This window comes from Mixta hanseatica (assembly GCF_023517775.1).
Taxonomy (GTDB): domain Bacteria; phylum Pseudomonadota; class Gammaproteobacteria; order Enterobacterales; family Enterobacteriaceae; genus Mixta; species Mixta hanseatica.
The window spans coordinates 3,162,445-3,186,705 of sequence record NZ_CP082904.1 but is presented as its reverse complement, the minus strand read 5'-3'; the positions used below and the strand labels follow the sequence as shown (position 1 = coordinate 3,186,705).

Sequence of the window (24,261 nt, the reverse complement as noted above, 5' to 3'; positions counted from 1 at the left end):
AACCGGGCAAGTAAAGCCTTTTTCAGGCGTGAGAGGCTGCCTGCCTTGCTGAGTTTGGCGTAACATACCAGACTTCATGACACAGGGAGGCGGCATGCGTAAAGGATTACTCTGCCTGATAGGATTAGCAGCGCTGATGTTGGCGGGCTGCGGCAGGCCAAAAACCCCCAGCGCCAGCGGGCAGATTCGCCTGCAGCTTGGGCTTATTTATCTCGCGCAGGGGGAACTGCCGGCGGCGCGCCGCAATTTACAGCGGGCGTTGCAGGATGCGCCAACGGATTATCGGGTCTTACTGGCGATGGCGCGTCTTTTCCAGCAGGAGAACGATAGCGTCATGGCGCGTCGTTATTTTCAAACGGCGCTGAAATACGCACCGGAAAATGGTTATGCGCTTAACAATTACGGTGCGTTTCTTTGCGGTTTAGGGCAGTATGATGCGGCGCATCAACAATTTACTCTGGCTGCGGTGCAAAATTCTGCCGTAGCGCGGGTTGATAGTCAGGAGCGCGCCGGCTATTGCTGGCTGCAGCAGAAAGAGTATGCATCTGCGCGGCAGTGGCTGCTACAGGCGCTGCAGAACGATCGGCAGAAGGCGGATACGCTACTGATTGAAGCTAAAAAGCATCTTGAAAAACATGAGCTTGAGCAAGCGCGGCTTTTGTTAGAGGTATATCATCACAGCGTGCCTGCGACAGCAGAAAGCCTGTGGTTGGAGATTCGTTTCGCTGCGCTGGAACAGCGGACCGTAGATAAAGCACGTTACGGTCAGCAACTGGCGCAAAATTTTCCACAATCGATACAGTACCAGCATTTTTTAGCTAATGAATACTGAAGCCACTCAAGATACAACAGCAGCAGCAAATTCCACAGGCACCCGCCTGCGTGCAGCCCGTGAGCAGATGGGACTGACGCAGCAAAACGTAGCTGAACGCTTGTGCCTGAAACTTTCCACCGTGCGAGACATTGAAGAGGATAAAGCTCCCGCTGATTTAGCCTCGACCTTTTTACGCGGTTATATTCGCTCCTATGCGCGCCTGGTTCACGTGCCCGAAGAGGAACTGCTGCCGATGATGGCGAAGCAGGCTCCGGTACGTGCGGCTAAAGTCGAGCCGATGCAGAGCTTCTCGCTGGGCAAGCGGCGTAAAAAACGTGACGGCTGGCTGATGATTTTCACCTGGCTGGTGGTTTTTGTCGTGGTCGGCTTAACCGGCGCCTGGTGGTGGCAGAATCATAAAGCCGCCCAGGACGATCTGGTGTCGCTCACCGATCAGAGCAGCGCGGGCGATGATAACAGCCAGTCGATTCCGTTAACCGATAGCGGCAGCATCGATAACGCCACACAGACGGCGCAGCCTGAAAATCAGGGCACCAGCGTGCCGTTAAATAACGCTAATAATACCAGCAGCGCGGCAGCTAACACCGCAGCGCCTGGCGTCAGCGCGCCGGCGCCGAATACCACCGCGCCGGCAACCGCCGCACCAGCGCCTGCCGCCGGTAACGACGCCAATGCGGTAGTCTCACCGAGCCAGGCGCCGGTTACCGATCCCGTGCCTGTGGCGAACAACGCCTCGCCTTTACCTACCGCCAGCGCCAGCGTTAGCCAGCCGGCCGCCGATGCCAATACGGTGGTGCTGAATTTTAACGCCGACTGCTGGCTGGAAGTGACCGATGCGGCCGGGAAAAAACTGTTCAGCGGAATGCAACGTAGTGGTGGTAAACTCAGCCTCTCCGGTACAGCGCCGTATCGTCTGAAAATTGGCGCGCCGGCAGCGGTACAGGTTCATTATCAGGGCCAACCCGTTGATTTAAGTCGTTTTATTCGTACCAACCAGGTTGCCCGCTTGACGCTTGGGGCGCAGTAAGCCCCGGGCGCTGCTTCGCGGCGATTATGGAGAAACAACATGCATAACGAAGCACCCATTATCCGTCGCAAATCAACGCGTATTTACGTCGGCAAGGTGCCAGTGGGTGACGGCGCGCCTATCGCCGTACAATCCATGACCAATACGCGTACCACGGATGTGGAAGCGACGGTTAAACAAATTAAAGCGCTGGAGCGCGTTGGCGTCGATATCGTTAGGGTTTCCGTCCCGACGATGGATGCCGCCGAAGCCTTTAAGCTTATCAAGCAGCAGGTTAACGTTCCGCTGGTGGCGGATATTCACTTTGACTACCGTATTGCGCTGAAGGTGGCGGAGTATGGCGTTGACTGCCTGCGTATTAATCCCGGCAACATTGGCAACAATGAGCGTATCCGCCAGGTGGTGGAGTGCGCGCGCGATCGTAATATTCCTATCCGCATCGGCGTTAACGCCGGCTCGCTGGAAAAAGATCTGCAGGAAAAGTATGGCGAGCCGACGCCGCAGGCGTTACTGGAATCCGCCATGCGTCATGTCGATCATCTTGACCGCCTGAACTTCGATCAGTTTAAAGTGAGCGTTAAAGCCTCTGATGTTTTCCTGGCGGTGGAGTCCTATCGCCTGCTGGCGAAACAGATCGATCAGCCTCTGCACCTCGGTATTACCGAAGCGGGCGGGGCGCGTGCCGGCGCGGTTAAATCAGCCATCGGCTTAGGTTTGCTGCTTTCCGAAGGGATTGGCGATACGCTGCGTATTTCGCTGGCGGCCGATCCGGTGGAAGAAGTCAAAGTAGGCTTCGATATCCTGAAGTCGCTGCGTATCCGCACCCGCGGCATTAATTTTATTGCCTGTCCTACCTGTTCGCGCCAGGAGTTCGATGTTATCGGCACCGTCAACGCGCTGGAGCAACGGCTGGAAGATATTATTACGCCGATGGATGTGTCGATCATCGGCTGCGTGGTCAATGGTCCCGGCGAAGCGTTGGTCTCCACGCTGGGCGTGACCGGCAGTAATAAGAAAAGCGGCTTCTATGAAGATGGCGTGCGCCAGCGTGACCGTCTCGACAATGACGATATGATCGACCAGCTTGAAGCGCGGATTCGTGCCAAAGCGGCGATGCTTGATGAAACCCGCCGCATTGATGTGCAGCAGGTAGAAAAGTAGCCGATTGGTGGCGCGCTGAATGAACCTGAACGGCGTTCGCCGTACAGGTTTTTTTCTGTTTTACGTTTCTGGCGTGATGACCAGAACGGCCAGACAACCTGTCTGGTGTAATTTACATATAGAGAGAAATGACGTGGCGAAGAACATCCAGGCCATCCGCGGCATGAACGACTATTTGCCGGCCGACACCGTTGTCTGGCAGCGTATCGAAGGGATCCTTAAACAGGTGCTGGGCAGCTATGGCTACAGCGAAATCCGCCTGCCGGTCGTAGAGCATACGCCGCTGTTCAAGCGCGCTATCGGTGAAGTGACCGACGTGGTGGAAAAAGAGATGTACACCTTCGACGATCGCAACGGCGAAAGTCTGACGCTGCGCCCGGAAGGGACCGCAGGCTGCGTGCGCGCGGGTATCGAGCATGGGTTGCTCTATAACCAGGAACAGCGTCTGTGGTACATGGGCCCGATGTTCCGTTATGAGCGCCCGCAGAAAGGCCGCTATCGTCAGTTCCACCAGATCGGCGCTGAAGTCTTTGGCCTACAGGGCCCGGACATTGATGCCGAACTGATTATGATGACCGCCCGCTGGTGGAAAGCGCTGGGCATCGCCGATCACGTTGCGCTGGAGCTGAACTCGATTGGCTCGCTGGAAGCGCGCGCCAACTATCGCGAAGCGCTGGTGGCGTTCCTTGAACAGCATAAAGAGAAGCTGGATGAAGACTGCAAACGTCGCATGTATAGCAATCCGCTGCGCGTGCTGGACAGTAAAAACCCAGAGGTGCAGGCGCTGTTAAACGATGCGCCTACGCTGGGCGACTATCTGGATGACGAGTCACGCGAGCATTTCACCGGCCTGTGCGCGCTGCTGGACAGCGTCGGTATTGCCTATACCGTTAACCAGCGTCTGGTACGCGGCCTGGACTACTATAACCGCACGGTATTTGAGTGGGTCACCACCAGCCTCGGCGCGCAGGGCACGGTTTGCGCCGGCGGCCGTTATGATGGTCTGGTCGAGCAGCTGGGCGGCCGCGCTACGCCAGCCGTCGGCTTTGCGATGGGCATGGAGCGTCTGGTGCTGCTGGTGCAGGCGGTAAATCCTGATTTTGAACCGTCCCGCATTGTTGATGTCTATGTTATCGCTTCGGGTCAGGGCGTGCAGTCTGCCGCCATGCAGCTGGCTGAGCGAGTGCGTGATGCGGCGCCGACGCTGAAGCTGATGACCAACTTTGGCGGCGGTAACTTTAAAAAGCAATTTGCCCGTGCCGATAAGTGGGGCGCTCGCGTTGCGCTGGTACTGGGTGAAGATGAAGTAAAAGCCGGGCAGGTGGTAGTGAAAGACCTGCGCAGCGGCGAGCAACAAACGCTGGCGCAAAACGATCTCGCGGCGGCGTTAGCGACGCTGCTGTCATAAGCGCTTACGGCAGGAACAGTGAAGGAGAAGGATGGCGTGGAAGTTTACAGCAACGAAAACGAACAGGTGGACGCGCTCCGTCGTTTTTTTGCCAATAACGGCAAAGCATTAGCAGTTGGCGTGGTGCTGGGCATCGGCGCCCTGGCTGGCTGGCGTTACTGGAGCGGTCATGAAGATACCTCCGCGCGCGAGGTGTCAGCGCATTATCAGCAGTTAACCAGCGCGCTGGACGGCAACAAGCCGCAGACGCTGGAAGCGGTGGCAAAATTTGCCAACGACAACAGCAATACCTATGGCGCGCTGGCTTCGCTCGACTTGGCGAAGCAGTACGTGGATAAAAATGAACTGGCAAAAGCGGCTGCGCAGCTGCAAAGTGGAATAAAACACACGCAGAACGCCAACCTACAGGCGGTAATGAATCTGCGTCTGGCGCGTATTCAGCTGCAGCAAAAGCAGGCTGACGATGCGCTGAAAACCCTGGATAGCGTAAAAGGCGAAGGCTGGACGGCTATTGTCGCGGATATTCGCGGTGAAGCGCTGCTGAGTAAAGGCGATAAGCAAGGTGCCCGTGATGCCTGGAGTAAGGGGATCGATTCCGAGGCGTCTCCGGCGCTGAAAGAAATGATGCAGATGAAAATGAATAACTTAGGTTAAGCCATTCAAGAGAGAGCGCATGGAATTACGTAAATACCTGCTGCCAGGACTGATTTCAGTCACTTTACTCAGCGGTTGTTCGCTGTTTAGCGGCGAAGAAGATGTCGTCAAAATGGCCCCGTTGCCGAAAGTTGAAAACCAGTTTGAGCCGCAGGAAGCGTGGAGCACCTCTGTCGGCGACGGCATTGGCGATTTTTACTCAAATCTGCATCCCGCCTGGCAGGAAGGCACTGTTTATGCCGCCGATCGTTTTGGTATCGTTAAGGCGCTGGACGCCAGCGACGGTAAGCAAAAATGGAAGGTAAATCTTTCTACCGATAACGGTTTCTTCTCGAAAAACACTCCGGCTCTGCTGTCGGGCGGGATTACCGCAGCTGGCGAGCATATCTATATCGGCAGCGAGCGCGCGCAGATTTATGCGTTGAACAGCAGCGATGGCTCCATCGCCTGGCAGACGAAAGTCGCAGGTGAAGCGCTTTCTCGTCCGGTAGTGAGCGACGGCCTGGTGCTGGTTCACACCAGCAACGGTATGCTGCAGGGGCTGGATCAAAACAGCGGCGTCGTAAAATGGACCGTTAACCTGGATATGCCTGCGCTGTCGCTGCGCGGCGAGTCTGCGCCGGCAACCGCCTTTGGCGGCGCCATCGTCGGCGGCGATAATGGCCGCGTGAGCGCCGTGATCATGAATCAGGGTCAGATTATCTGGCAGCAGCGTATTTCTCAGCCGAGCGGCGCAACCGAGATCGATCGCCTGAGCGACGTGGATACTACGCCGGTAATCGTTAACGGTATCGTGTATGCGCTGGCCTATAACGGCAACCTGACGGCGCTGGATCTGCGTTCTGGTCAGATTTTATGGAAACGTGAAATCGGCTCGGTGAAAGATTTCATCGTTGACGCGGGACGCATCTACCTGGTGGATCAGGACGATCGTATCGTGGCGCTTAACGCTGACGGCGGCGTCACCCTTTGGCGTCAGAGCGATTTGCTGCACCGTAACCTGACATCGCCGGTACTCTACAACGGCTATATCGTGGTAGGCGACAGCGAAGGCTATCTGCACTGGCTGAATACGGATGATGGACGTTTTGTGGCGCAGCAGAAAGTTGACGGCTCCGGTTTCCAGACTGAACCGGTAGTGGCCAGCGATAAACTGCTGATTCAGGCCAAAAACGGTGAAGTTTATTCCATTACCCGTTAACCCCTGGCGGCGAACGTAATGCTGCTTAACGGCCCCTGGCTTACAGGGGCCGTTTCGTTTTTTTGACGGCGTGTTATCCTTAGCGCCTTCAGCCTGATCGGGGCGGCTGTGACCGTATATACTAACCTGTTCAGGCTTCTGATTTTTCGTTTCGTAATGAGGCTTTATTTATGATACCTGTGGTCGCGCTGGTTGGGCGTCCTAACGTGGGCAAATCCACCCTGTTTAACCGTTTAACGCGCACCCGCGATGCGCTGGTGGCAGATTTCCCCGGTCTGACGCGCGATCGTAAATACGGGCGCGCCGAGGTGGAAGGACGTGAGTTCATCGTCATCGATACCGGTGGTATTGACGGTACCGAAGACGGCGTGGAAACCCGGATGGCGGAACAGTCGCTGTTAGCGATTGAAGAAGCGGACGTGGTGCTGTTCATGGTGGACGCCCGTGCTGGCCTGATGCCAGCCGATCAGGCTATTGCCAAGCATCTGCGCTCGCGCGAAAAGGCGACGTTCCTGGTCGCCAATAAAACGGATGGTCTGGATGCCGACAGCGCCGTCGTCGACTTTTATGCGCTGGGCCTCGGCGAGATCCACTCTATCGCCGCATCGCACGGACGTGGCGTGACTTCTCTGCTGGAAACGGCGCTGCTGCCGTGGATGGACCAGATCGCACCGGCGGAGCCGCTGACCGAAGAGGAAGAGAACGAGGCCTACTGGGCAGAGTTAGCAGCCAAAGAGAGCGGTGAAGATGCAGACGCAGAAGAGGAAGAAGAGTTCGACCCTACGGGCCTGCCGATCAAGATTGCGATTGTAGGACGTCCTAACGTAGGTAAGTCAACACTTACTAACCGCATCCTTGGCGAAGATCGCGTGGTGGTGTATGACATGCCGGGAACCACGCGTGACAGCATCTATATTCCTATGGAGCGTGACGACCGCGAATATATCCTGATCGATACTGCGGGCGTGCGTAAGCGCGGCAAGGTCACCGATACGGTAGAAAAATTCTCGGTGATCAAAACGCTGCAGGCGATTGAAGACGCGAACGTGGTCCTGTTGGTTATTGATGCCCGACAGGGTATTTCCGACCAGGATCTCTCGCTGCTCGGCTTTATTTTGAATAGTGGGCGCTCACTTGTGATTGTGGTTAACAAGTGGGATGGCCTGTCGCAGGAAGTGAAAGACGAAGTGAAAGAGACGCTCGATTTCCGTCTGGGCTTTATTGATTTCGCCCGTGTTCACTTTATCTCTGCGCTGCACGGCAGCGGCGTTGGCAATTTGTTTGAGTCGATCACTGAAGCCTACGATTGCTCTACGCGCCGTGTTGGCACCTCTATGCTAACGCGTATTATGAATATGGCGTCTGAAGATCATCAGCCGCCGCTGGTGCGTGGACGTCGCGTTAAGCTGAAATATGCCCACGCCGGCGGTTATAACCCGCCGATCGTGGTGATTCATGGTAACCAGGTGAAGGATTTGCCTGACTCTTATAAGCGTTACCTGATGAACTATTTCCGCCGTTCGTTGAACGTCATGGGTACGCCGATCCGTATTCAGTTTAAAGAGGGCGATAACCCCTTCGCCGGCAAACGTAACCTGCTGACGCCAAATCAGCAGCGTAAGCGTAAGCGTCTGCTGTCACATTTGAAAAAGAATAAGCGTTAATTGTTCAGGGGCTGCCGATGCAGCCCCTTTGTTATGGTTTACGACCTGCGCCACGGATAATCTCTGTTACCTCTTTTATTCCAGGCATCGCGTCCTGCTTCATGCCACTTATTAGCCCAGTCGCTATGCTCATTATCGTTCCAGTTATCGTTTTCCCAATATCCATCAGCCTGCCCAGCACCTGAGATCTGTTTTATTTGTTCGCGGTTTAAGTATTTCATTTGATTGATCCTTTAATAAAATAATTAATTAAGCTTTTGCTTTGGTATCGTCAGATACCGTATTAATTAACTAATTTCCGCTGCTGTTTTTCTATAACTGTTTTAGCAATAAATCAGTGAATATAATTCAGTCTGGCAGACATCAAACATTACAGGTTGATATAAAAAGAGTTTATGCAGCAGGCAACCGCGTTATGCAGGGAAAAATAAAAAAGATTATGATAGCGTCAGGGTTGTGCCGCCTTGCGCGCGGCCACAACAATATGATGCTTAGCTTATATTTATTAATAAGGTGTAGTTATGAGCCAGCTTTGTGAGAGATGTAAGTCACCGCTAACGTTAACCGACCATGATTTTTCCTGTCAGCAATGTGATGCGCATTATGCACGTCAGCCGCAATGTCCCGAGTGCCATCAGCCATTACAGGTGTTAAAAGCCTGTGGGGCGACCGACTATTTCTGCCCGCACGGGCATGGACTAATTTCGAAAATGCGGGTCGAGTTTGTTCCGGTAAAGCAGTAAGTCAGTAGAGCAGCTGGCATTCAGACGCTTCTGCTCTTTATTTGGCAGAAGCGCTATCCCTCTGTTCCCGTCCCCGCTTTTTTCCCTTTTTTCAGTAAAAGTGCGAATTTCTCATCATTGTTAAATTTTTGTTTCTTTCATTACGTACCGATTGGTACAATCTGCGCCGTTGGTCTACCTTGTTTTTAGTCGTACGGCGAACGCTGACGGCAAAGGCAGCACGCCAACAATGGGAATCATCCCCGTGTCAGGTTAACTGATTGTTATGGCTGGTTAATAAAGCGCAGCGCCAGCCCGCATGCCGGGCGGACGACTTACACGTTATTGCGAGCCTTGGTTTCACCAGGAGAGTTTTACTATGGTTCAAACAACCGCCCGGTCTTCGAAAGGACTGGGTATATGGTGCATATTGCTGGGTCTGGTACTGCTTGCTACCGGCCTGTTTTTTGCTATTGGCGGCGGCAAGCTCGCCATGCTTGGCGGTAGCTGGTACTTCCTGCTGGCTGGGATAGTTACCATTCTGTCCGCGATTCAGTTTTTCCGCCGCAAAACGTCGGCGGTGCTGCTGTTCGCACTGGTCTTTATCGGCTCGCTGATTTGGGCGCCGATTGATGGCGGCTTTGATTTTTGGCCGCTGGTTTCGCGCCTGATGGTGCCTACCGGCTTTATGATCCTCGCACTGCTGACCTTACCGGCGCTGCGTAAACAAGAGCAGAAGCCCGCCGCCGCAAAAGCCGCTTATGGCGCCAGCGCGGTGCTGATCGTTGCGATGCTGGCAACGCTGGTGCAGATGTTCCAGCCGCATCCGACAGTGGCCTTTGAAGGCCAACAGCTGCCGCTGGTGCCGGTAGACAAGGCGAACGCGCAGAAAGACTGGGATAACTACGGCAATACGCCCGGTGGCAGCCGCTTTGTCGCGCTCGATCAAATTACTCGCGATAACATTAAAGATCTGAAGGTCGCCTGGACCTTCCATACCGGCGATATACCGGACAGCCCGACCGGTAACGGCGCAGAAGATCAGCAAACGCCGCTGCAGGTTGGCAACCGTCTTTATATGTGTACGCCGCACAATAACGTGATTGCAGTCGATGCCGATAGCGGCAAGCAGATCTGGAAGCATGAGGTGAACGCCCAGGCCGAAGTCTGGAACCGTTGTCGCGGGCTGGCTTACTTTGACGTGACTAAGCCGCTGCCTCAGCCAACCCTGCCGGGCTCCACGCCGGTTACACCGGCTACGCTGTCGGCGGGCGATAGCTGTCAGCGTCGTATTCTGATGAACACCATCGATGCGCGTCTGATCGCTATCAACGCTGATAACGGCGAACTGTGCCAGCAGTTTGGCAACAACGGCAGCGTTGATCTGAAAGCCGGTCTTGGCGATGCGCAAGATCCTAAATATCAGCTGACCTCTGCGCCAACCCTGGCGGGCACCACCGTCGTCGTTGGCGGCCGCGTGGCAGATAACGTACAGACTGATATGCCGGGCGGCGTACTGCGCGGTTTTGATGTGGTGACCGGCCAGATGCGCTGGGCGTTCGATCCAGGCAATGAGCAGCCGAACGCGCCGCTGCAGCCGGATCAGTCCTATGCCCGCAGCACGCCAAACTCCTGAGCGCCGATGTCCTGGGATGCCGCAACCAATACCGTATTTATTCCGATGGGCAGCTCTTCCGTTGACCTGTGGGGCGCCAACCGCACGCCGTTGGATCATAAATATGGCGCGTCGATTCTGGCGCTGGATGCCACCACCGGTAAAGAGAAGTGGGTTTACCAGACGGTACATAACGATCTGTGGGATTTTGATATTCCGATGCAGCCGAGCCTGGTGGACTTCCCGCAGAAGGATGGCAGCACTAAGCCGGCGGTAGTGTTTGGCACCAAGGCTGGACAGATTTTTGTGCTGGATCGCCTGACTGGCAAGCCGCTGACGAAAGTCGAAGAGCTGCCGATGAAGCAGGGCAACATCCCGAACGAGCAGTACACCAAAACGCAGCCGCACTCTACCGGTATGCCGCAAATTGGCGCGCAAACGCTAAAAGAGTCCGATATGTGGGGCGCTACGCCGTTCGATCAGCTGGTATGCCGTATCGCCTTTAAATCAATGCGCTATGACGGTTTGTTCACCGTACCGGGCACCGATAAATCCCTGAGCTTCCCGGGATCGCTGGGCGGCATGAACTGGGGCAGCCTCTCAACCGATCCGAACAATCATTATATCTTTGTGAATGATATGCGTCTGGGTCTGTGGGTGCAGATGATCCCGGCCAATACCGACAAGATTTCTCGCGGCAGTAACGGCGGCGAAGCGATCAATACTGGTATGGGCGCCGTACCGCTGAAAGGCACGCCGTATGCGGTTAATAAAAACCGCTTTATGTCGCCGCTGGGCATTCCTTGTCAGGCGCCGCCGTTCGGCACGCTCTCGGCGATTGATCTGAAAACGCAGAAAATCGTCTGGCAGGTTCCGGTAGGCACCGTGCAGGATACCGGCCCCTTTGGTATCAAAATGCGCATGCAGATGCCGATTGGCATGCCGACGCTGGGCGGTACGCTGGCAACGCAGGGTGGTTTAGTGTTTATCGCCGGTACGCAGGATTACTATCTGCGCGCTTTCGACAGCTCCACCGGCAAAGAAGTGTGGAAAGCTCGTCTGCCGGTTGGCAGCCAGGGCGGCCCGATGAGCTATGTCTCACCGACCACCGGCAAACAGTACATCCTGATTTCCGCAGGCGGCGCGCGTCAGTCGCCGGATCGCGGCGATTATGTGATTGCCTATGCGCTGGATGACCAGGCAGAGAAGAAATAATAACAAGGCCCCGCAAGGGGCCTTTTTTATCGCGCTATTCGCCTTCTTTCCACAGCGCCTTAAGTTCCGGCGGCGCCAGACTGTCAGGGATCACAATCACTATATCGCCCGAATGCTGCTGCGTAGCGTAGCTAATCTGGATACGGTAATAGTATTGATCGCCACGTCCGGCCTGTTGTGGCTTATCGGCCGGCTCGCCCAGCGGCAGAGAGTGACGCAAAATTTCACAGACGCGCTCTTTCTGCGGATTAGGCAGTTGCGCCAGCGCAATACGCCGCTGACCGGCCAGTTTCGGGATATAAGCAAAACCGCCTTCGCGCGCCAGATCGATCACGGCGTCGTCGGTCAGTTCCGGTAACTCTTTCATGATAAAACGCCCGTTTCTTTCCACGCATTCTCAATTGCTTGCGCTGTGGTTTCGTTAAAACGATTTTGCGCGTGGCGAATTGTAAACTGCGCGAAGGTGGCAAAATCAGCATCCTGCGGCAGCTCTTTATCGCAAACGGTATCATACCAGGCGCGTCCCGCCAGCTCCCAGGCGTAGCCGCCCAGCGCTTTCGCCGCCAGGTAAAAGGCGCGGTTAGGGATGCCCGAATTAAGATGAACGCCGCCGTTATCTTCGCGAGTTTGAATATAATCGCGCATATGGCCTGGCTGCGGATCTTTGCCCAGCATCGGGTCGTCATAGGCGGTGCCCGGTGCGGACATAGAACGCAGTCCGCGTCCGTTGATTCCTTCCGCCAGCAGGCCCTCGCCGATAAGCCAGTCGGCCTGATCCGCCGTCTGCTTGTGATGGAACTGCTTAACCAGCGATCCAAACACGTCAGAGATTGATTCATTAAGCGCGCCCGCCTGTTCAAAATAGATCAGGCCCGCTTCTGTTTCCGTTACGCCGTGCGCCAGCTCATGCGCCACCACATCAATGGCGATAGTAAAGCGGTTAAAAATTTCGCCGTCGCCGTCGCCAAACACCATCTGTTGACCATTCCAGAAGGCGTTTTGATACTCCTTACCATAGTGGACCGTCCCCATCAGCGTTAACCCCTGGTTATCCAGCGAGTTACGCTGATAAGCCTGCCAGAAGAAATCATAGGTTACGCCCAAATAGTCCCAGGCTTCGGTGGCGGCAACATCATTATTGCCAGGCTGACCCTCTTTACGTACCAGCGTGCCGGGCAGGCTTTCCGTATTTTGCGCATCATAAATTTCACGATCGACATGACCGCCTACGGCGTTTTTCGGCGCTGTCGGCTTCTGCCAGTTATGCGCCATTAAATGCTGGACATGATTTAACGTGCGGCGCGCGTAATCTTGCTGATGTCCCGATCCGTTATCGATAATTTTGCGCAGGATATAGGGTGGGATAACTGAACTGACGGGTTGACGAAACATTATGGCTCTCCTTAGGCTGCAATAACCCTTATTGATGAAAGCGTATCGGGCTAAGTGTAGCTCAGATATGAACCGGATCTTGTTTACGTCTGGATTGTTTATTTATTAAAAAATTTAATGTTATGTACCCTCGTCATACAGCTGCGGATGATGAGTGCTTAGCGCCGGTTTCATCTTGTGCGCATTAAAGCGCCGCACCGATTCCCGTACCGCCAGCCTTCCCTGAAGCAGCAAATTGCATGCTGGGGCAGCGGGGCGCAGCAGTCGTCGCTGCAACAGTTGAATCGCTTCGAAACCCAGTTCATCGCGCGGCACCTGCACCGAGGTTAAAGGCACATCATGAATTTCCGCCAGATTGGAGCTGTCGATGCTCATCACAGAAATATCGCCAGGCACAGACAGACCGCGTTTTTTTATCGCCGCCACTGCGCCCATCGCCATAAAATCGCCGCCGGCGAGAATGGCGCTCGGCCTGCGGCTGCCCTCGGACAGAGCGCTGAGCCAGCTGGTAACGGCCAGCTCCGCCTCTTCTGCGCCGAAACCGGCCGTGGTAACCAAATGCTGGCTGGCGTCAAAGGTGAGATTTTGTCGCATCCAGGCCTGGCGGATGCCTGCCAGACGCAGCTCCATGGTAGCGCGCCGCAGGCACTGCAAATTAAGGATATCGCGATGCCCCTGCTGGAACAGATAGTTGGCGGAAAATTCCCCGATCAGCTGGTGGTCGGGGGAAACGCTGTCGAGGCGCATCTCGCGATCGCTGCAGTTGATTAATACGCAGGGTTTATTCAGATCTGCCGCCAGCGCATGAATATGCGGATCGTCAATGCCGATAATCAGCGCGGCCTGCGTCTGCAGATGATTCATCTTTTCGACAAATAGCGCGCTATTGCTTCTCTCTTCCTCCAGCCCACACGAGCTGATGCGCACTTCATACGGCCTGAGCGCTTCAATGACGCTCTGGATAACCTTGTAATAAAAAATGTCGGTACGCACGGAAAACGCGCGCGGCGGAGCAAAGATCATCAGACTGTTCAGCATCAGCCTGCCCTGCGAGAGATCCTGCAAAATGCCGTGCTGCCGCGCGCAGGCCATTACGGCTTGACGAGCGGCATCGCTGGTATTGGCTTTCCCTGCCAGCACGCGTGAAACGGTGCTGATCGACAGCCCGGTTTGCTGGGCGATCAGGCTGATTTTTAACTTTCCATTCATTTTGTGATCCCCTTCAAATCAGGCGATGAAAATTTTTTCATAGCAGGCGAATAGCCGCCTGTTCCAGCGGAGCAGCCACTCCTGCGCACAATTTCGCTTACTGATGAAAATTTTTGCAAAAAACGCAGTTTCGCCCCGTCAAGCGGCTGGTTAGTCTGCAATGGTAGTCCCATTGAGCAGGCGCAGCTGGTCACTATGCTGGCGGCTTGCCATAAAAAGCAACTGATAATCATAGGGTTAAGCGAAGCATGCGATCGTTCTGTGAAAGCCGTCGCATTACCCCGCTGTTGTAGCCTTCGATACCACAACTGAAACGCCTGCGGGCAAGCTGCATAACAGGCGTTGCTGGAGAAAACAGATGAGTATTGAAACCGAACAGGCCGTCGCAACCCGTTCCGCTCGTAAGTTTAAATCGCTACGCTGGTGGATGCTGGCGCTCTTCCTGCTGGGCATCACCATTAACTATATCACCCGCAATTCGCTGGGGATTCTGGCCCCTGAGCTGAAAGTCAGCCTGAATATGACCACCGAACAGTACTCGTGGGTCGTCGCGGCGTTTCAGCTCGCCTATACCCTGTTTCAGCCGCTTTGCGGCTGGCTGATCGATGTGATTGGCCTGAAAACCGGCTTTATGATCTGCGCCATTATCTGGGCATTGGTTTGTATGTTGCACGCTGGAGCGGGAAGCTGGGTGCAGCTGGCGCTGCTGCGCTTTTTTATGGGCGGCGCCGAAGCAGCTGCCACGCCGGCTAACGCCCGCGCTATCGCCGACTGGTTTCCGAAGAAAGAGCGTCCCGTCGCCGCCGGTTGGGCTGGCGTTGGCTTTTCTGTCGGCGCGATGCTGGCCCCGCCGATTATCGTCGTTACCCATCTGACGCTGGGCTGGCAGGGCGCTTTTCTCTTTTCCGGCGCGCTGGGCTTAGCCTGGGTGGTGCTGTGGTGGCGCTTCTACCATGCGCCGCAGCAGCACCCTAATCTGAGCCAGCAGGAACTGGATCTTATTCGTGAAGATAAGGAACCGGACCTGCCGAAACTGCCGTTTTTCACCTCGCTGGGACGGCTCTGCCGTGACAAAAAGTTTTACGGTATCGCCATACCGGCCTTTCTTGCCGAGCCGGCGTGGGCGGTCTTCAGCTTTTGGGTACCGCTCTATCTCGCCAGCGAACGCGGCATGGATCTGAAACAGATTGCGCTGTTTGCCTGGCTGCCTTTTTTAGCGGCGGATATCGGCAGCGTCGCCAGCGGCTACCTTACCCATCTTTATCGCAAATGGTTCGGCTTCCGGCGTATTAATTCAGTGATTGCCAGCTCCGTCACCGGCGCTTTTATGATGCTCTCGTTGACGCTGGTTGCCGTAACTAAAGATCCTTTTCTGGCGATCGCGTTGATCTCCGTCGGCGGCTTCGGCCATCAGGTGATCTCCTGCATGCTCAGTGCGCTGGTGGTGGAATCGTTCGATAAAAATCAGATGGCGACGGTCAACGGTATGCGTGGCTCCTGCGCCTGGATCGCCAGCTTCCTCTTTTCCCTGCTGATCGGCGCCGTTTCCGATACCGTCGGCTTCGGCCCGTTGTTTGTGGCGATGGGATTTTTCGACCTGATCGGCGCGCTGTTTCTGATCGCCCTGTTAGCCGAGCGCGGCGCTAAAAAACGTTAAATGCTGGAGTGGATATGAAAACGCTAAAAAACTGGACGCTGGTGGGAGAGTACGCCGACAGGATCGAATTGCAGGTGGATGGGCGGCATCTGTTTGTTCTCTATGTACTGGAACCGTCGCTGTTTCGCGTCCTTATCAAACGCCATGGTGAGCTGGCGCTGGATCGCACCTGGAGCATCGCGCCAGAAGAGGATGTGCCCTGGGAAGGGCGCGATCGCCTGAGCGTACAGGGCTTCAGCCTGCCGGGCTATCATTTGCAAAAGCATGACGATCGTCTGGTGATCAGCAGTCAGACCCTGCGCGTAACGGTGCATCAGCCGCTCTGGCTGCAGTGGGAATATCTTGATAACGACCATCAGTGGCGATTGTTGACCGAAGATCGCCGCACCAGCGCCTATCTGTTAAATATGCACGGCGATGGCGTGGCGCACTATCAGCGACGTTTCGCCGACGATCGCTACTACGGGCTGGGAGAAAAATCGGGCGATCTTGAACGTAGCGGCCGGCGTTTCGAGATGCGCAACCTTGACGCGATGGGTTATAACGCCGCCAGCACCGATCCGCTCTATAAACATATCCCTTTTACCATTACCCGTCATGGGCAGGTCAGTTTCGGCCTGTTTTACGATAACCTCAGCAGCTGCTGGCTGGACCTCGGCAATGAGCTGGATAACTATCATCAGCCCTACCGGCGCTATCAGGCGGAGGCGGGCGATCTCGACTATTACCTGTTTTTTGGCCCCCAGGTACTGGATGTAACCAAAGCTTTTGTGCGGCTCACCGGTAGAACCTGTTTCGGCCCGAAATGGAGCCTCGGCTACAGCGGCTCGACGATGCATTATACCGATGCGCCTGATGCGCAGCAGCAGCTACAGCAGTTTATTCAGCTCTGCCATCAGCATGCGATTCCCTGCGACTCTTTTCAGCTCTCATCCGGCTACACCTCCATCGGCAACAAGCGTTACGTGTTTAACTGGAACCATGAAAAAGTGCCGCAGCCGCGGGCGCTCAGTCAGGCCTTTCATGATGCCGGGCTGCGTCTGGCGGCCAATATCAAACCCTGTCTGCTGCAGGACCATCCGCGCTACGCAGAGGTGGCGCAGCAGGGGCTGTTTATCCGTGATTCAGAAAGCGATGCGCCGGAACGCTCCTGTTTTTGGGATGACGAAGGGTCCCATCTCGATTTTACCAACCCGGCGGCGATCCGCTGGTGGCAGCAGGGCGTCTCCGATCAACTGCTGGAAATGGGCATCGACGCCACCTGGAACGACAACAACGAATATGAAATCTGGGACGGCGAGGCGCGCTGTCACGGCTTTGGCCGTCCGGTGGCGATTAAGCATATTCGCCCGGTGATGCCGCTGCTGATGATGCGCGCCTCGCTGGAGGCGCAGCAGCGTTTCGCCCCGCAGCGGCGGCCTTACCTGATTTCACGTTCCGGCTGCGCCGGTATGCAGCGCTATGTGCAGACCTGGAGCGGCGACAACCGTACCAGCTGGCAAACGTTGCGCTACAACATCCGCATGGGGTTGGGGATGAGCCTTTCCGGATTGTATAACGTCGGGCATGATGTCGGCGGCTTCTCCGGCGACAGGCCGGATGCGGAGCTGTTTGTTCGCTGGGTGCAGAACGGCGTAATGCATCCGCGCTTTACCATCCACTCGTGGAACGATGATGGCACGGTGAATGAACCCTGGATGTACCCCGGCGTGACGGCGATAGTGCGTGAAGCGATCCGGCTGCGCTATCGTCTGCTGCCTTATTTTTATACCCTGTTGTGGCAGGCCAGCGCCTGCGATGAGCCGATGCTGCGGCCCACCTTCCTCGATCATGAACATGACGCACAAACCTGGCAGGAAACGGATGATTTCCTTATCGGACGCGATCTGCTGGTGGCCAGCGTGGTAGAGCCGGGCCAGCGTCAGCGCGCGCTTTGGCTGCCGGATAACGGCACGGGCTGGTATTGCTTCTGGAGCGGTCAGTGGTACGGCGGCGGGCAGTGGATCTCGCTGGATGCGCCGCTGGAGCGGCTGCCGCTGCTGGTGCGTGCCGGGGCTGGGCTGCCGCTGTCGCAGCGCATGGCGCATGTGGATGCCGCAGCGGACGACCAGCGTGAGCTACGGCTGTTCCCGCTGGCGGAAGGGCAGAGCGAGGGGATGATTTTTGAGGATGACGGCGAAAGCCACGGCTGGCGCACAGGCGATGCCCTCTGGCTGCGCTGGCGCATGAGCTGTAGCGCGACGCGCATTGAGCTTAACGTGGCGCGGGAAGGGCGCTATCAGCCCGCCTGGCGGCGTTTGCAGTTTACGCTGCCGCCCGGCGAGCAGCGCGAGCTGTGGGTTAACGGCGCGCAGGGCATGGCGTATCGTCTGTAGCTAACTAGTCGGCCGCGCGTTTTCTGCGCGGCTTTTTCAGCGGCACGATCGCTTTCACTTTATTTTTCCCACTCTGCTTAAAGCAAAACCCTGGCGATATATAGCGATAATCTGTTTTAGTTAGGGCTAACTTTCTTCCAGCGCCCCCATCGAATAAATACATGAAATACTGCCCTTTACCTGGCGGTTATTGACATGAATTGTTGCATTGTAAAACAACCTGATAATGGATAAATATTAAGTGCGCCTGATGGCGAAAAATAGGGGATACCCCTGGATTACACTGCAACAAAACCAACAGAGAAATTAAGTTGCCAAATATGGCTGGAGTTTCAATAACGCCAGGCCTGAAACTACATAATTTAAGTATTCATTATTGTTTTAATTTTATCCCTGCAACTTTCTCTATTCGGTTTACTGAATGCTTTATAACTTCCTTAAGCCCATTACGCCAGATATATGCTGCAATGCTGCTGTTTGACGATCCGTTTAATGGTTATGTTTGTTAGTGTTTGACATCGTTACCGCCATAAACCTTTTTTAGATTATAAGCAACGACTTGCCTGGCAGGACTCAGCGGGTCGCGAAATCTTACAGGCGCAGATAAAACCCCGCCGCTATGACTGCAAGCACTTTTCTAAAAGCATTACTTAAAACATATGTAATTGATATCTAAAAAATGCCTTGGATGGATAGGTTGGTAAAAATTAATTTCTTATTTAAGAGACTTGGTTTTGTAGTTAATCCTCATTACTTGTTAGTGTAACTGTACGGTGCCGTTTACCTGTAGTCAGGTGATGACGCCGAAGACAACAAGCCAGACGTCGGGTTGTGATAAGACTTCAGGCGGCCATAAAGCGCATTAACCGGAATGCTCCGTGATCCGTGAAAAGCGTAGATAAAAGTATCAGGATAATGACAGATAAAGGACTATATATGAAAGAGAAGAAACAGAGAAGAAAGCAGCTGTTGGTCTTATTATTGCTCTCTGGGAGCGCATGCAATAGCTTCGCCAGCGAATTTACTGCATCAGATTTGGGGACTAAATATTTAATTATGGCCGGCCCGCAGGCGTGGCGATTAGGGCAAGGAAGTGGATATCCCGATCCTAACGATGGAGCCAGTTCAGGGAAATGGGTCGGATTTAATCAGGCGGTAGCCAGAGGGATAAATTCTAAGGTAGATGAATTAAAACTCCGGTTTGGCATTATCAATGGCGATATTACTGAATTTGGCAGAGATGCGCAGCTTAAGTCGTACTACGAGGCTTATGGCGATGTATTGAAACTTCCGCTATATCTCGGCTATGGCAACCATGATTATGAGAATAACGTTCTTGACTGTACCCGGCCGGGAAAATTGGATTTCTCCACTAATGCCTGCGCCTTTTATATGTTGCAGCATCTGGAAGATCTTACCGCTAAATATAGCTCCAGACTGAAAAATTTTGATATGGACTATGCCAAGAGAAATTCAAATAAGAGTATGGCTAGCTTTTCATACTCTTGGGATGATTTCTCACCTGCAAGTGGCACCAGTCATTTTGTGCAACTTCAGCTGGCACCAACCCATACAGATTACATTCAACATTTTGGTTACGCCTATACCATTAACGACTCGCTTGCATGGTTAAGACATGACCTGGCTCTGGCCAGAAAACGTGGAGTCAGGAATATTTTCCTTAATTTCCATGGCCTTGAATATGTTAAAGAGGCAACGGCATGGCAGAAAGCTGCGCTAAAAGCTATGCTCGAAGAGTATAAGATTTCTGCGGTTTTTGTTGGGCATACTCATGAACCCCAAAAAGAGTATTATAAAGAGGTGTTTGGTGAGGTTCCGATATATACTACCGGAGCGCTCTATTCAGGATATTTTGATATCCTGAACGTAAAATGGGATAGTTTCCAGGTTCAAAGCTATCAGGTAAAAAATCATAAGGTGAAACTGGTAGAAAATCACGATCCTGTTAATATGCCAAAAGCGCCTCCTGCTTGCCTTAAGCCAGGCGATAATGTCCAGCCTGGTGATATTGTAAAAAGCAAACTGATCCAAAGCGATCGGGAAGTTTTTATTTTAAAACAGTATCAAACATCAAGAGCGCTTGATAGCAATGCTAATGGTGAGGTATATACCAACAAATCACAAACCAATAATCCATATATGCGTTGGAGAATAGAACATTTATCAACAAATGCCTATGGACAGGATTTTTACAGGGTAATTCACAATAAAGATAAAAGAATACTGGATGGAGACGGCGATGGCGAAATTTATACTAAATGGTGGAACGCTGGGCCTTATCAGCAATGGGAAATATTAAAATATGATGATGGTGGTCTTATTCAACTACGGAACCGTGCTACTCATCGTTTACTGGATGCTAACGCTGGCGGAGAAGCCTATGGCACCCGATCCACATTGAGTCATGGTAATAATTATCAGAAGTGGGAACTGACCGATCTGAATGGCAACAGTATATCTAACGTGCGCTATTTTAAGGCAAAAAGCGAAAGTTCAGGTGATAAGCCGCTGCCAGCAGGCGAAACCAGTAATGCCTATTGGGAATATATCAGCGCAAGGAGCCGTGTTTCAGCTGCGCCCTGTGTTGAGCAATCAATAGATGATGGTTTCTCCCAGTCTTTTGAAGTGCCTGTGGTCAACGGGATCGACTTGTCTGACGAGCTCCTTTCTGACGCATTGCAACAAACCGATTCGGTTGTTATTTCCACGTGGGATGGCAACTGGTCCCCTAACATGCATTTTCCGACTCCCGGCAAGTTTAAGGGGAAAGCAATATTTATAAAACATAACGCTTCTTACAGTTCAACAATTGATGTCAATGACAGCGTCACGACGGTAAGAAAAGGCCAGCGCCTGGTTTATGTTTCTGATGGTATGCACTGGGAAATGCATGATATTGGTTGATCTGGCCAGTCAGATAGCCATTTAACAATACCGTCAACGCTGCTGCTTCGACGAATGGTACGGATAGTGTTATTTCACTATTTACTGTTCAGAGAGGAACAGTGGCTCATCTCAGCAATGAGCCATGCTGAATAAAGCGTTGGCGGTATGATTCGTTTATTTCACCACCACGCCAGTAAATGGCACGATCGCTTTCACTTCGCTCTCTATCCAGCCGTCCTGCAGGCGAGTTTGTAATGTCTCGCCGGGCTGCACCTGATGCGTCTCTTTCAGCACTTCACCGGCAGGCGTTTGCGTCACGCTAAAGCCGCGCGCCAGCGTCGCCAGCGGACTGACGCCGTCCAGATGCGCCGCCAACACGCTAAAGCGCTGCTTCTCTTCGCTCAGCCGCTGCTGCATCGCCTGCGCCAGGCGATAATGCCACTGCTGAAGCTGCTGCTGCGCCCGGTTGATATTGCGCTGCGGCTGCTGGACCGTCAGGCGCTGCGCCAGACGATCCTGCCGACGCGTAGCGTCACGCAGCTGTAGTTGCATCGCCTCATCCAGCCGACGCTGCAGGCGGAACAGGGTGGTCTGCTGACGTGCCAGTCGCAGCTGCGGATGCTGCTGCTGCAAACGATGCTGCAGACGGGTAAAGCTACGCTGTTGCTGAGCCAGATAATAATCCATCGCCATTTCCAGCCGCGACTGCTGTGACTGCAGCTGACGCAGCAGTTCCACCTGGTTACGGCTGACCATTTCCGCCGCCGCCGAAGGCGTCGGGGCGCGCAGATCGGCGACGAAATCGGCAATCGTCACGTCGGTTTCATGGCCGACGGCGCTGACAATCGGAATACGGCTGGCAAAAATAGCCCGCGCCACGCGTTCATCATTGAAACACCATAAATCTTCCAGCGAGCCACCACCGCGCCCTACGATCAGCACGTCACACTCATTGCGCTGGTTAGCCAGTTCGATGGCGCGGACAATCGCGGCGGGTGCGTCATTGCCCTGTACCACCGTGGGATAGATGATCACCGGCAGGGAAGGATCGCGACGATGCAGCACGCGCAGCACGTCATGCAGCGCCGCGCCGGTAGCGGAGGTGATCACGCCGACCTGGCGCGCCGGATCGGGTAGCGGCTGTTTATGCTGCTGCTCAAACAGGCCTTCCGCCGCCAGCCGCTGCTTCAGCTGTTCAAACTGCTGTTGCAGCAATCCTTCGCCGGCTGGATGCATGCTCTCCACGATCAGCTGATAGTCGCCGCGCGGCTCATAAAGCGTGACCGTAGCGCGCACCAGCACCTGCTGGCCATGCTGTGGACGAAAGGTCACGCGGCGGTTGCTGTTGCGAAACATCGCGCTGCGCACCTGGGCGGTATCGTCTTTAAGCGTAAAGTACCAGTGGCCGGAAGCGGGCTGGGTAAAGTTGGAGATTTCAGCGCTGAGCCAGATATGTCCCATTTCGCCTTCCAGCAGCTGACGCACCGTGGTGTTAAGACGGCTAACGGTAAAAATATTGGCGGAAGGAGGTAGCGACATGTGATAGGGATCAAATAATAAATCAGCGAGTTAATTAGTCGATACTACATGGCTGTCGGGGATGATCAAGACATTTTCTGAAAAAAAGCTGGAGGCAACCGATTACGCCCTGTATAATGCCGCGGCAATATTTTATCTGTTCTCATTCACCCCAGGTTGAGATATTGCCATGCTACGAATCGCTAAAGAAGCACTCACTTTTGACGACGTTTTGCTCGTTCCTGCTCACTCTACTGTCCTGCCTAACACGGCCGATCTCAGTACCCAACTGACCAAAAAAATTCGTCTGAACATTCCAATGCTCTCTGCTGCTATGGATACCGTGACCGAAGCCGGTCTGGCTATCGCACTGGCGCAGGAAGGCGGGCTGGGCTTTATCCACAAGAATATGTCCATTGAGCGCCAGGCTGAAGAAGTGCGCAAGGTGAAAAAACATGAAAGCGGCGTGGTGACCGATCCACAAACCGTATTGCCGACCACCACGCTGCGCGAAGTAAAAGAGTTAACCGAGCGTAACGGTTTTGCCGGTTATCCGGTGGTGAGTGACGATAACCGACTGGTGGGCATTATTACCGGTCGCGATGTGCGTTTCGTTACCGATCTGAGCCTGCCGGTGACGGCGGTAATGACGCCGAAAGAGCGGCTGGTAACGGTGAAAGAGGGTGAAGCGCGCGAAGTCGTGCTGCAGAGAATGCACGAGAAGCGCGTGGAAAAAGCGCTGGTGGTGGATGACAGTTTCCGCCTGCTGGGCATGATCACCGTGAAAGATTTCCAGAAGGCAGAGCGTAAACCGCTGGCCTGTAAAGATGAGCATGGCCGCCTGCGCGTCGGCGCGGCGGTCGGTGCCGGCGCCGGCAACGAAGAGCGCATAGATGCGCTGGTTGCCGCTGGGGTTGACGTATTGCTGATTGACTCTTCTCACGGCCATTCCGAAGGCGTGCTGCAGCGCATTCGCGCAACCCGCGCTAAATATCCCGATCTGCAAATCATCGGCGGCAACGTCGCTACCGGCGCAGGCGCTCGAGCGCTGGCCGAGGCGGGCGTAAGCGCGGTGAAAGTGGGTATTGGCCCGGGTTCTATCTGCACCACCCGTATCGTGACCGGCGTCGGCGTGCCGCAGATCACTGCGGTTTCCGATGCGGTAGAAGCGCTGGAAGGTACCGGCGTACCGGTAATTGCCGATGGCGGCATTCGTTTCTCTGGCGATATCGCGAAAGCGATTGCGGCTGGCGCCGCCTGCGTAATGGTCGGTTCTATGCTGGCCGGTACTGAAGAATCTCCGGGCGAGATTGAACTCTATCAGGGACGCGCGTTTAAATCCTATCGTGGCATGGGTTCTCTGGGCGCGATGTCCAAAGGCTCTTCCGACCGTTATTTCCAGAGCGACAACGCTGCGGATAAGCTGGTGCCGGAAGGGATCGAAGGCCGCGTGGCGTATAAAGGCCGCCTGAAAGAGATCGTTCACCAGCAGATGGGCGGCCTGCGCTCTTGCATGGGGCTGACCGGTTGCGCCACCATTGAAGAACTACGCACCAAAGCAGAATTTGTTCGTATCAGCGGCGCGGGCATTTCGGAAAGCCACGTTCATGACGTGACCATTACGAAAGAGTCTCCGAACTACCGCATGGGATCCTAATCCCGAACCTTTCTCGCCCGGCTTCAGCCGGGCGCTTTTATTGA

General features: G+C 54.4%; 17 protein-coding genes and 1 pseudogene. 13 read left to right on the top strand and 5 right to left on the bottom strand.

What is annotated here, in order from left to right:
- The first annotated feature begins 94 nt into the window (after positions 1 to 94).
- The 7 genes from pilW to der all read left to right on the top strand — a co-directional run bounded on the left by pilW (position 95) and on the right by der (position 7,950).
- The gene (gene pilW, locus K6958_RS15115; RefSeq protein WP_249891903.1) at positions 95 to 832 is read left to right on the top strand and encodes a type IV pilus biogenesis/stability protein PilW; all 738 of its coding nucleotides are present in this window, start codon (positions 95 to 97) and stop codon (positions 830 to 832) included.
- Positions 822 to 1,862: a cytoskeleton protein RodZ gene (gene rodZ / locus K6958_RS15110; RefSeq protein ID WP_249891902.1), complete on the top strand. Its 1,041-nt coding sequence runs from the start codon at positions 822 to 824 to the stop codon at positions 1,860 to 1,862. Before pilW ends, rodZ begins: the two co-directional genes overlap by 11 nt.
- 39 nt (positions 1,863 to 1,901) lie before the next feature.
- On the top strand, positions 1,902 to 3,023 hold the full coding sequence (gene ispG, locus K6958_RS15105) for a flavodoxin-dependent (E)-4-hydroxy-3-methylbut-2-enyl-diphosphate synthase (RefSeq protein ID WP_249891901.1): 1,122 nt from the start codon (positions 1,902 to 1,904) through the stop codon (positions 3,021 to 3,023).
- Between the two features lie 133 nt (positions 3,024 to 3,156).
- On the top strand, positions 3,157 to 4,431 hold the full coding sequence (gene hisS / locus K6958_RS15100) for a histidine--tRNA ligase (protein WP_249891900.1): 1,275 nt from the start codon (positions 3,157 to 3,159) through the stop codon (positions 4,429 to 4,431).
- Positions 4,432 to 4,467: 36 nt separating this feature from the next.
- Positions 4,468 to 5,085, top strand: coding sequence for a YfgM family protein (locus K6958_RS15095; protein ID WP_249891899.1), 618 nt, complete (start codon positions 4,468 to 4,470; stop codon positions 5,083 to 5,085).
- A gap of 19 nt (positions 5,086 to 5,104) precedes the next feature.
- On the top strand, positions 5,105 to 6,286 hold the full coding sequence (bamB, locus tag K6958_RS15090) for an outer membrane protein assembly factor BamB (protein WP_249891898.1): 1,182 nt from the start codon (positions 5,105 to 5,107) through the stop codon (positions 6,284 to 6,286).
- A 170-nt stretch (positions 6,287 to 6,456) separates the two neighbouring features.
- Complete coding sequence (gene der, locus K6958_RS15085; protein WP_249891897.1) at positions 6,457 to 7,950, top strand: ribosome biogenesis GTPase Der; 1,494 nt, start codon at positions 6,457 to 6,459, stop codon at positions 7,948 to 7,950.
- A gap of 38 nt (positions 7,951 to 7,988) precedes the next feature.
- On the opposite strand, the gene K6958_RS15080 is transcribed toward der, so the two are convergent.
- Positions 7,989 to 8,171: a hypothetical protein gene (locus K6958_RS15080; RefSeq protein ID WP_249891896.1), complete on the bottom strand. Its 183-nt coding sequence runs from the start codon at positions 8,169 to 8,171 to the stop codon at positions 7,989 to 7,991.
- Positions 8,172 to 8,471: 300 nt separating this feature from the next.
- Between K6958_RS15080 and K6958_RS15075 the strand changes: the two genes are divergently transcribed.
- Positions 8,472 to 8,693: a zinc ribbon domain-containing protein gene (locus tag K6958_RS15075; protein ID WP_249891895.1), complete on the top strand. Its 222-nt coding sequence runs from the start codon at positions 8,472 to 8,474 to the stop codon at positions 8,691 to 8,693.
- A gap of 358 nt (positions 8,694 to 9,051) precedes the next feature.
- Positions 9,052 to 11,502, top strand: a pseudogene (locus tag K6958_RS15070) (glucose/quinate/shikimate family membrane-bound PQQ-dependent dehydrogenase).
- A gap of 34 nt (positions 11,503 to 11,536) precedes the next feature.
- On the opposite strand, the gene K6958_RS15065 reads toward K6958_RS15070, so the two are convergent.
- The 3 genes from K6958_RS15065 to K6958_RS15055 form a co-directional block, all read right to left on the bottom strand.
- On the bottom strand, positions 11,537 to 11,869 hold the full coding sequence (locus tag K6958_RS15065; protein WP_249891894.1) for a protealysin inhibitor emfourin: 333 nt from the start codon (positions 11,867 to 11,869) through the stop codon (positions 11,537 to 11,539).
- A complete protein-coding gene (locus K6958_RS15060) occupies positions 11,866 to 12,894 on the bottom strand; it encodes a M4 family metallopeptidase (protein WP_249891893.1) in 1,029 nt (342 codons plus the stop codon). Before K6958_RS15060 ends, K6958_RS15065 begins: the two co-directional genes overlap by 4 nt.
- Positions 12,895 to 13,014: 120 nt before the next feature.
- Positions 13,015 to 14,103: a LacI family DNA-binding transcriptional regulator gene (locus tag K6958_RS15055; RefSeq protein WP_249891892.1), complete on the bottom strand. Its 1,089-nt coding sequence runs from the start codon at positions 14,101 to 14,103 to the stop codon at positions 13,015 to 13,017.
- A 358-nt stretch (positions 14,104 to 14,461) separates the two neighbouring features.
- Between K6958_RS15055 and K6958_RS15050 the strand changes: the two genes are divergently transcribed.
- The 3 genes from K6958_RS15050 (at position 14,462) to K6958_RS15040 (ending at position 21,060) form a co-directional block, all read left to right on the top strand.
- Positions 14,462 to 15,760, top strand: coding sequence for an MFS transporter (locus K6958_RS15050; protein WP_249891891.1), 1,299 nt, complete (start codon positions 14,462 to 14,464; stop codon positions 15,758 to 15,760).
- Positions 15,761 to 15,774: 14 nt separating this feature from the next.
- Positions 15,775 to 18,135 carry a glycoside hydrolase family 31 protein gene (locus tag K6958_RS15045; protein ID WP_249891890.1) on the top strand — a complete coding sequence of 787 codons (2,361 nt, stop codon included), beginning with the start codon at positions 15,775 to 15,777 and terminating at the stop codon, positions 18,133 to 18,135.
- A 936-nt stretch (positions 18,136 to 19,071) separates the two neighbouring features.
- Positions 19,072 to 21,060: a metallophosphoesterase gene (locus tag K6958_RS15040; RefSeq protein ID WP_249891889.1), complete on the top strand. Its 1,989-nt coding sequence runs from the start codon at positions 19,072 to 19,074 to the stop codon at positions 21,058 to 21,060.
- 156 nt (positions 21,061 to 21,216) lie between these two features.
- On the opposite strand, the gene xseA is transcribed toward K6958_RS15040, so the two are convergent.
- A complete protein-coding gene (gene xseA / locus K6958_RS15035; protein WP_249891888.1) occupies positions 21,217 to 22,581 on the bottom strand; it encodes an exodeoxyribonuclease VII large subunit in 1,365 nt (454 codons plus the stop codon).
- Positions 22,582 to 22,750: 169 nt separating this feature from the next.
- On the opposite strand from xseA, the gene guaB reads away from it, so the two are divergent.
- On the top strand, positions 22,751 to 24,217 hold the full coding sequence (gene guaB, locus K6958_RS15030; protein WP_249891887.1) for an IMP dehydrogenase: 1,467 nt from the start codon (positions 22,751 to 22,753) through the stop codon (positions 24,215 to 24,217).
- Positions 24,218 to 24,261: the final 44 nt, after the last annotated feature.

What these genes read in the sequence shown, in the direction of transcription:
- guaB (WP_249891887.1), top strand. Translation starts at nt 22,751, where the DNA reads ATGCTACGAATCGCTAAAGAAGCACTCACTTTTGACGACGTTTTGCTC.
- der (WP_249891897.1), top strand. Translation starts at nt 6,457, where the DNA reads ATGATACCTGTGGTCGCGCTGGTTGGGCGTCCTAACGTGGGCAAATCC.
- K6958_RS15080 (WP_249891896.1), bottom strand. Translation starts at nt 8,171, where the DNA reads ATGAAATACTTAAACCGCGAACAAATAAAACAGATCTCAGGTGCTGGG.
- bamB (WP_249891898.1), top strand. Translation starts at nt 5,105, where the DNA reads ATGGAATTACGTAAATACCTGCTGCCAGGACTGATTTCAGTCACTTTA.
- K6958_RS15050 (WP_249891891.1), top strand. Translation starts at nt 14,462, where the DNA reads ATGAGTATTGAAACCGAACAGGCCGTCGCAACCCGTTCCGCTCGTAAG.
- K6958_RS15045 (WP_249891890.1), top strand. Translation starts at nt 15,775, where the DNA reads ATGAAAACGCTAAAAAACTGGACGCTGGTGGGAGAGTACGCCGACAGG.
- K6958_RS15040 (WP_249891889.1), top strand. Translation starts at nt 19,072, where the DNA reads ATGAAAGAGAAGAAACAGAGAAGAAAGCAGCTGTTGGTCTTATTATTG.
- pilW (WP_249891903.1), top strand. Translation starts at nt 95, where the DNA reads ATGCGTAAAGGATTACTCTGCCTGATAGGATTAGCAGCGCTGATGTTG.
- K6958_RS15065 (WP_249891894.1), bottom strand. Translation starts at nt 11,869, where the DNA reads ATGAAAGAGTTACCGGAACTGACCGACGACGCCGTGATCGATCTGGCG.
- xseA (WP_249891888.1), bottom strand. Translation starts at nt 22,581, where the DNA reads ATGTCGCTACCTCCTTCCGCCAATATTTTTACCGTTAGCCGTCTTAAC.
- ispG (WP_249891901.1), top strand. Translation starts at nt 1,902, where the DNA reads ATGCATAACGAAGCACCCATTATCCGTCGCAAATCAACGCGTATTTAC.
- K6958_RS15060 (WP_249891893.1), bottom strand. Translation starts at nt 12,894, where the DNA reads ATGTTTCGTCAACCCGTCAGTTCAGTTATCCCACCCTATATCCTGCGC.
- K6958_RS15055 (WP_249891892.1), bottom strand. Translation starts at nt 14,103, where the DNA reads ATGAATGGAAAGTTAAAAATCAGCCTGATCGCCCAGCAAACCGGGCTG.
- rodZ (WP_249891902.1), top strand. Translation starts at nt 822, where the DNA reads ATGAATACTGAAGCCACTCAAGATACAACAGCAGCAGCAAATTCCACA.
- K6958_RS15075 (WP_249891895.1), top strand. Translation starts at nt 8,472, where the DNA reads ATGAGCCAGCTTTGTGAGAGATGTAAGTCACCGCTAACGTTAACCGAC.